The sequence below is a fragment of the Solibacillus sp. genome, assembly GCF_040273735.1.
Taxonomy (GTDB): domain Bacteria; phylum Bacillota; class Bacilli; order Bacillales_A; family Planococcaceae; genus Solibacillus.
Genome location: NZ_JBELZM010000018.1, coordinates 60,873 through 67,785, shown reverse-complemented (window position 1 = coordinate 67,785; position 6,913 = coordinate 60,873). Strand labels below are relative to the sequence as shown.

Genomic DNA, 6,913 nt, shown 5'->3' with positions numbered 1-6,913 from the left:
GGTGATTCTTGGGATTTTTTCGATGTCACCGGTAATCCTAAGCGTAATTTATTTTTATTCTGTACGAGGGCCGAACACTGTTATTTACAGGACAATTACAGTGTTAACCATTTTATCTATTATGGGTATTATAACTGCTGGAATATCTTCATGAATATTAAAGGGACGCCTAAGTAGACAAGTAATCGGATTAATTGGAATTATCGCCAATCTTGCGGTGTTAGCTGTTGCATTTCTTTTAATATTAGCTATGGGGATAAGTGAACCATGACTTTATTAGGGGGGACGAATGAGAAAAACGACGATACTGCCTTGGACGGAAGATTGGGTAAAACATTATCAAAAGGAAGAACAAATACTTAAAATTATTTTTGGAAATGAATTACTTGAAATTTACCATATTGGCAGTACTACTATTCAAACTATCGGGTATGCAAAGCCTGTTATAGATGTTTTGATCGTTGTAAAAGATTTTGAAAAAATACATTTATATAATGAATCCATGATAGCGCAGGGATATGAACCAAGAGGTGAAAATGGAATACCAGGTAGAAGATATTTTCCAAAAGGTAAGAATAAAAGAACACATCATATTCATATTTATCAGGAAGGAAATGAAAATATAGATATACACTTAGATTTCAAGGAATACTTACTCCATTTTCCAGAAGACGCAAAAAGTTATGGGGAATTGAAAATAAAATTAGCGAGACAGTTTCCGAATGATTCACATCAATATCAGAACCATAAACAGGATTTTGTTAATGGATTGGTTGAAAAAGCAATGAACTGGAGCGCTCTAAAAAAGAGAAATAAATTATGAATAAAACTAGAAGTCAGTTTGATTAATCAAACTGGCTTCTAGTTATTTTACAAATCAGCACACAGTACAAAACTATTTAACGAAAGGAGAGGCCTTGCTTGCTCATTCATTAAGTAGACGTAACTGTGAATTAAGGACTGTATTTTAGTTGGAACTTCCGGGAATTCATTTAGCAAATAATTGCTGTAGTCGACTTCCCAAGACCCGTCCTGCAAATAGCTGGCATCGACTATTTGTTCAACATTGATCGAAAAGCCTTCACTAAGCATAAGTTCCTTTATTTGCGTTTTATGAAAGAGATTTTGGATATTCCCTTCATTTTCCGTAAAAGCTGTATAGAGTACAGCAATATTGGCTGCGCAAAAGTGGGCACGCTGGTCATCCGAAATATAATCGATGTCCCACTCGGCAAAACAGATTCGATCTGCTACTTGCTTGATTTTTTGCATGTAATTCTTTAAAAGCTCAATACTTTCAAAATACCATGAACAATGGGATAGAACAACGACATCAAATTTCTCGTCGAACTCCATTTGCAAAAAGTCGGTTTCATAGTGGAAATCGATTTGCTTTCCTAATGGCGATTGTGAAATAGTTTTCGATGCTTCACCTAATGTGATCGGTGCACCATATTCAGTTGAGGCAATATCGATGGCAACGACATGTCCTGTTTCTCCGACCGCATCTGCCAATACGACCGTTGTGTCACCTTGACCGCATCCGATTTCAAGTATCTTCATGCCTTTTTTAATTTGAAAGGTTTTTATAAGCTCCATACGATGTGTTAATTGTGTGCGTTGGATCGTATCGTCCCCGATAATTTTCATGCAGTTTAATAAATGTTCCAATGTTTTTCAGCTCCAATAATAATTGATTATTGAGCCTTTTTTTCAGCTCAATATTATTTCTGAACGTTCAACCATTTCTCTAACATCAATTCATCGACTCCTTTTCAATAATTCTATTAAAACATTCCATTTAGTTAGTGGACAATAGTTATTTATAAATAAGGTAAAAATAAATTTCTTTGGTATTTACAATAAAGAATTTTATTGAGATTTCTTAAAAACCGAACGTTTTTATTGAAAATAAATAAAATATTCGTTTTATGGTTGACAACGTTTTCATTGTTTTGTAAAGTAACAGATGTCGAATGATTATTATAAAAAACACGAAAAATGTTCGTATATAGGAGTGTAGTGAAATGATAGATACAGTTTTTGATTATGAAGATATTCAATTAATCCCTGCAAAGTGCATAGTGAAAAGTCGTACAGAGTGCGATGCAACAGTAACTTTGGGTAATCATACATTTAAACTTCCGGTAGTTCCGGCAAATATGCAAACAATTATTGATGAGCAATTAGCTGAAAAATTAGCTGCAGAAGGCTATTTCTATATTATGCACCGTTTCCAACCTGAAAAGCGTGCGGAGTTTATCCGTGATATGCACAGTAAAGGCTACATTGCATCGATCTCTGTCGGCGTAAAAGATGAAGAATATACTTTTATTGAAGAGCTGAAAGATGCTCAGCTTGTACCGGATTATATTACGATTGATATCGCACACGGTCACTCAAACCAAGTGATCGAAATGATCGGCCATATTAAAAAGCATTTACCGAACAGCTTTGTTATTGCAGGAAATGTCGGTACTCCTGAAGCAGTACGTGACCTTGAAAATGCAGGTGCGGATGCGACAAAAGTTGGGATTGGCCCGGGTAAAGTGTGTATTACGAAAATTAAAACTGGTTTTGGCACAGGCGGCTGGCAGTTGGCAGCACTTCGCTGGTGTGCAAAAGCTGCTTCAAAACCGATTATCGCGGACGGCGGTATTCGTACACATGGTGACATTGCAAAATCAGTGCGTTTCGGTGCATCAATGGTAATGATCGGTTCACTATTTGCAGGTCATGAAGAATCACCAGGCCAAACAGTGGAAATTGACGGCAAACAAGTGAAAGAATACTTCGGTTCTGCATCGGAATTCCAAAAAGGCGAGCGTAAAAACGTTGAAGGCAAGAAAATGTACGTCGACTCAAAAGGTTCGATTTTTGATACGCTAACTGAAATGGAACAAGATCTGCAGTCGTCAATTTCATATGCAGGTGGTAAAACATTATCTGCGATTCGTAACGTTGATTATGCAATTGTTAAAAATTCAATTTTCAATGGCGATAAAATTTAACTTATATTATTGCGCAAAGGAAGTAAGCCCTGGCGGATTTCTACATCATTGCGCTAAATTAAAATTTAAATTTTCTGATAATAAGTATTGACATTTTATTTCATTGCCGGTAAACTTCATTTCAAGGTAATATCTAGGCAATGATTGGAAATAGTAAATAGCTTGTATACTTTAAGAGAGCCAGTGGGTGGTGCAAACTGGCAGATACAACTGTTGAACTCGTCCATGAGCTACGACCTGAAATTAAGTAGGGAAGTCGGAAGTCTCCGTTAAAAGACAGGCAAACTATTTGTCATTAAGTGGAATGTTTCAGCAATGGACATTTAATTTAGAGTGGTACCGCGAGTTTAACCTCGTCTCTATGGAATTCTTCATAGAGGCGAGTTTTTTTATTTTGTTTTACTGTTTTATAATCATTTGAGAAGAAAAGGGGTTATGAGAATGAGTAGAAAAATTTGGGTTTTTGATACAACATTACGTGATGGTGAGCAAGTGCCTGGGGCTAAACTGAATTTATATGAAAAAGTGGAAATTGCCCAGCAGCTAAAAAAGCTCGGTGTTGATATTATTGAAGCCGGATTCCCAGCGTCTTCACAAGGTGATTTTGAAGCGGTAAAAGCTGTGGCGCAGAAGGTTGGCCAAAATTCGAATATGATGATTACGGCACTTGCCCGTGCTGTTAAAGATGATATTGATTCAGTATATAATGCAGTGAAATACGCCAATAATCCAATGATCCATATGGTGTTAGGGACATCCGATATTCATGTGGAGAAGAAATTCAGTAAATCGAAAGACCAGATCCTGCAAATCGGAGTGGATGCAGTAAAATACGCGAAATCGTTACTGCCACAAGTACAATATTCAACGGAAGATGCATCCCGCTCTGATTTTGAATACCTTTGGAAAACGATTGAAGCAGTCATGAAGGCCGGCGCTACGATGATCAATGTACCGGATACTGTCGGGTATGCCGAGCCGGAACAGTGGGGCGAGATGATTGCCAAGCTGAATTACCGAATGAAAAACCTGGACGATTCTGTACTTCTTTCAGTGCACTGTCACAACGATTTAGGTATGGCGACTGCCAATACATTAGCGGCAATAAAAAATGGTGCCGATAAAATAGAAGTGACGATGAATGGTATTGGCGAACGTGCCGGGAACGCGGCATTAGAAGAAGTTGTTATGGCGATTAAAACGCGCGGGGACGTTTATGATGTGTTTACAGATATTAATACGAAAGAAATTATGAATACGTCTCGCTTAGTTTCAAGCTTTATGGGACTTGATGTGCAAGTGAACAAAGCGATTACAGGTGACAATGCCTTTGCCCATTCATCAGGTATTCACCAGGACGGCTTACTAAAATCACGTGATGCATATGAAATCGTTCATCCGGAAGATGTAGGCCTAGATGATATGGAACTAGTATTAACAGCGCGCTCTGGTCGTCATGCAGTGAAAAATGCGCTGTCTAAACTTGGATTCGATGATTTCACGGACGAGGAGTTTGAAGGTATTTTTGAAAGCTTCCTGAAATTAGCTGATTCGAAAAAAGAAGTTTACAACCATGATTTATATGTCATTGTTGAAAGCTACTACGAAAAAACTGATAAGAACAATCCAAATAAGGAATCGTACTCTGATCAGTTTTATGATATTGAAGACTTACAGATTATTTCAAACGCTGCCTTCCCGTCTGCTAGCGTAAAAATCCGCCGCGGGGAAGATGTCTTCAAATCAAGTGCGGTCGGTTCCGGTCCGATTGACGCTCTTTACTCAGCCATTGCGGATGTTACAGGAATCAAGGTGAAGCTTGTTGAATACAACATCAGCTCCGTATCACGCGGCCAAGAAGCATTAGGGAAAGTAAAAATTATTATCGAATACGGCGGAGAAAAATATATTGCAAAAGCAGCAGATACAGATATTTTAAAAGCTTCCGCAATGGCCTATATTAATGCTGTAAACAGTGTCATCGTCGCGAAAATTGCTCCACAACCAGTAACGACGACAGCTACAGTATAAACAGAGTGTAGTGAAAACTAAATGAAAGTTACAGACAGTCCAAATTTTACGACATGTAAAGTTTGGACTGTTTTTTTAGTTGCAATGCTTTTGTTGTTATCTACTTCAAAAATTAACGGCCTTTAACCAAAAAAAGTAGTGCCTTTGACGAATCAATCGGCACTACTTTATTAAACTGTATTATTTATTGAACTGTTCCATTAATAGACGATAGCTGTTCAGACGCTGATCGATCGTATATAAATTACAGTTGATCATCGCTTCATCAAAGCCGTAATATGCCTGTTCTTCTTTAATCTGATTCGCAACATCTTCGGCAGAACCGATCAGCATTAGCGGACGGTTTTGTTCCAATATCATTTTATCCATCTCGGTAAGTGGATAGTCATTTGCTTCTTCGGGAGATAGCACAGTCAGGAGTTTACCACGCATTAAATTCAGGCGGGTAATTTGCATCGGCATTGATAAGTATTCAGCCTCCTCTGCCGTCTCGGCTACACTGATTGCATATGTTGTAATAATCTGCGGCTGTTCCATAAAGTATGATGGCTGGAAACTGTTACGGTATGCATCAAAAATCCCTTTAGACATTTGTCCATTGAAGAACTGGGCAAAGGAATAGCCGACACCGGCTTCCCCAGCTTTTTTCGCACTTTGTCCGCTTGATCCAAGCAGCCAGCTTTGCGGCAGCTGTACTTTGAAAGGAACAGCTACAACATTATCATAAACAGCTTCACCTGTACGCTGTTCATTCATTAATCGTAAAATGACTTCGAGTTTATCATATTGTTCCGTCAGGTCAGGTCTGCGTCCACTGGCAAGCGCGGTCATTGCCGGCATATCCCCGCCAGGAGCACGGCCTGCACCGAAATCTATACGACCTGGTGCCAATGCTGCCAATGTTTTAAATACTTCTGCCACTTTAAATGGAGAATAATGCATCATCATAATGCCGCCCGTTCCGACACGGATACGCTCTGTTTTCGCAGCAATATAGGCAGCTGTTACTTCAGGTGCGGAGCTGGCAAGGGAAGTTGTATTATGGTGCTCTGCAAACCAGATTCGTTCAAAACCGTGCTCATCACCAAGTTGGGCAAGCTTCACTGCATTAGCTAGTGCTTCGGTTGATGTCATGCCTTTGGAAATAGGTACTTGATCTAATATACTAAGTTTCATTGAAATTCACCTCAACTGTTCGTTACAGTTTACGATAACGAATTGAACGGCAAATGTAAAATTATTGGCCTCTCGTATAGGCCTTAATGATTGCAAGACGTTCGCGAATCCGTGATTTTGTGTTGATGACTTTTGGAGTAGGGGCTGCCACTACATCTGCCTTTAGACCGAGTTTTCGGGCAAGAATTGTCGCACGTTTCAAGTGGAAATCATTTGAAATAATTGTGATGCTCGTTGTATTCTCGGGCAACAGTTTTTTTGCGAACAACAAATTTTCATAAGTCGTTGTAGACTGATCTTCTAATAAGACTCTATCTTCAGCAATCCCATGTTCGATTAAATAGTCAGCCATGACCGACGCTTCTGTACGATCTTCATCAGCACCCTGGCCACCTGTAACAATCGCTTTTACAGAGGGATATTTTTGTAAATAATCCACTGCGGTGTCTAAACGGTTTTTTAATGACTGGGAAGGGATGCCGCCTGGTTTCACTTTTGCGCCTAAAATGACAACATAATCATTTGAACCGTCTGCCTCATTTTTTAACGCTGCATTCATTTCATAGTCGAGCCAGTAGAAAATTAACACGAGTATAATTAGAATAAATAATAGTGCAAAAATAATTCTTTTCAAAAAAATCCCCCCTTTATGTAGTATACGATGCATAAAGGGGGAATGTTTCGCTATTGCGGAA

6 protein-coding genes and 1 other annotated feature are annotated in these 6,913 nt (G+C 38.8%); of the genes, 3 read left to right on the top strand and 3 right to left on the bottom strand.

Translation table 11 applies throughout. From position 1 onward, the window contains the following. Positions 1-289: 289 nt before the first annotated feature. Positions 290-823 (top strand): GrpB family protein, encoded by a 534-nt coding sequence (locus tag ABS917_RS15970; protein ID WP_350479931.1) that lies wholly within the window; start codon positions 290-292, stop codon positions 821-823. Positions 824-870: 47 nt separating this feature from the next. Here the strand turns inward: ABS917_RS15970 and ABS917_RS15965 are convergent, their stop codons facing one another. Continuing rightward, positions 871-1,671, bottom strand: coding sequence for a class I SAM-dependent methyltransferase (locus tag ABS917_RS15965; RefSeq protein ID WP_350479930.1), 801 nt, complete (start codon positions 1,669-1,671; stop codon positions 871-873). 359 nt (positions 1,672-2,030) lie between these two features. Here ABS917_RS15965 and guaC point away from each other — a divergent pair, with 359 nt between their 5' ends. After that, a complete protein-coding gene (guaC, locus tag ABS917_RS15960; protein ID WP_350479935.1) occupies positions 2,031-3,011 on the top strand; it encodes a GMP reductase in 981 nt (326 codons plus the stop codon). A 131-nt stretch (positions 3,012-3,142) separates the two neighbouring features. Continuing rightward, positions 3,143-3,375: a binding site (T-box leader), on the top strand. Between the two features lie 77 nt (positions 3,376-3,452). Continuing rightward, positions 3,453-5,042, top strand: a complete 1,590-nt coding sequence (locus ABS917_RS15955; protein ID WP_350479929.1) for a 2-isopropylmalate synthase — start codon at positions 3,453-3,455, stop codon at positions 5,040-5,042. Between the two features lie 180 nt (positions 5,043-5,222). Here ABS917_RS15955 and ABS917_RS15950 read toward each other — a convergent pair whose 3' ends face one another. Further along, positions 5,223-6,218 (bottom strand): LLM class flavin-dependent oxidoreductase, encoded by a 996-nt coding sequence (locus ABS917_RS15950; RefSeq protein WP_350479928.1) that lies wholly within the window; start codon positions 6,216-6,218, stop codon positions 5,223-5,225. A 61-nt stretch (positions 6,219-6,279) separates the two neighbouring features. Next, positions 6,280-6,852 carry a YdcF family protein gene (locus ABS917_RS15945; protein ID WP_350479927.1) on the bottom strand — a complete coding sequence of 191 codons (573 nt, stop codon included), beginning with the start codon at positions 6,850-6,852 and terminating at the stop codon, positions 6,280-6,282. Between the last annotated feature and the right edge of the window lie 61 nt (positions 6,853-6,913).

Excerpts from the sequence above, each read along its gene's own strand:
- ABS917_RS15955 (WP_350479929.1), top strand. The coding sequence starts at position 3,453 with ATGAGTAGAAAAATTTGGGTTTTTGATACAACATTACGTGATGGTGAG.
- ABS917_RS15970 (WP_350479931.1), top strand. The coding sequence starts at position 290 with ATGAGAAAAACGACGATACTGCCTTGGACGGAAGATTGGGTAAAACAT.
- ABS917_RS15950 (WP_350479928.1), bottom strand. The coding sequence starts at position 6,218 with ATGAAACTTAGTATATTAGATCAAGTACCTATTTCCAAAGGCATGACA.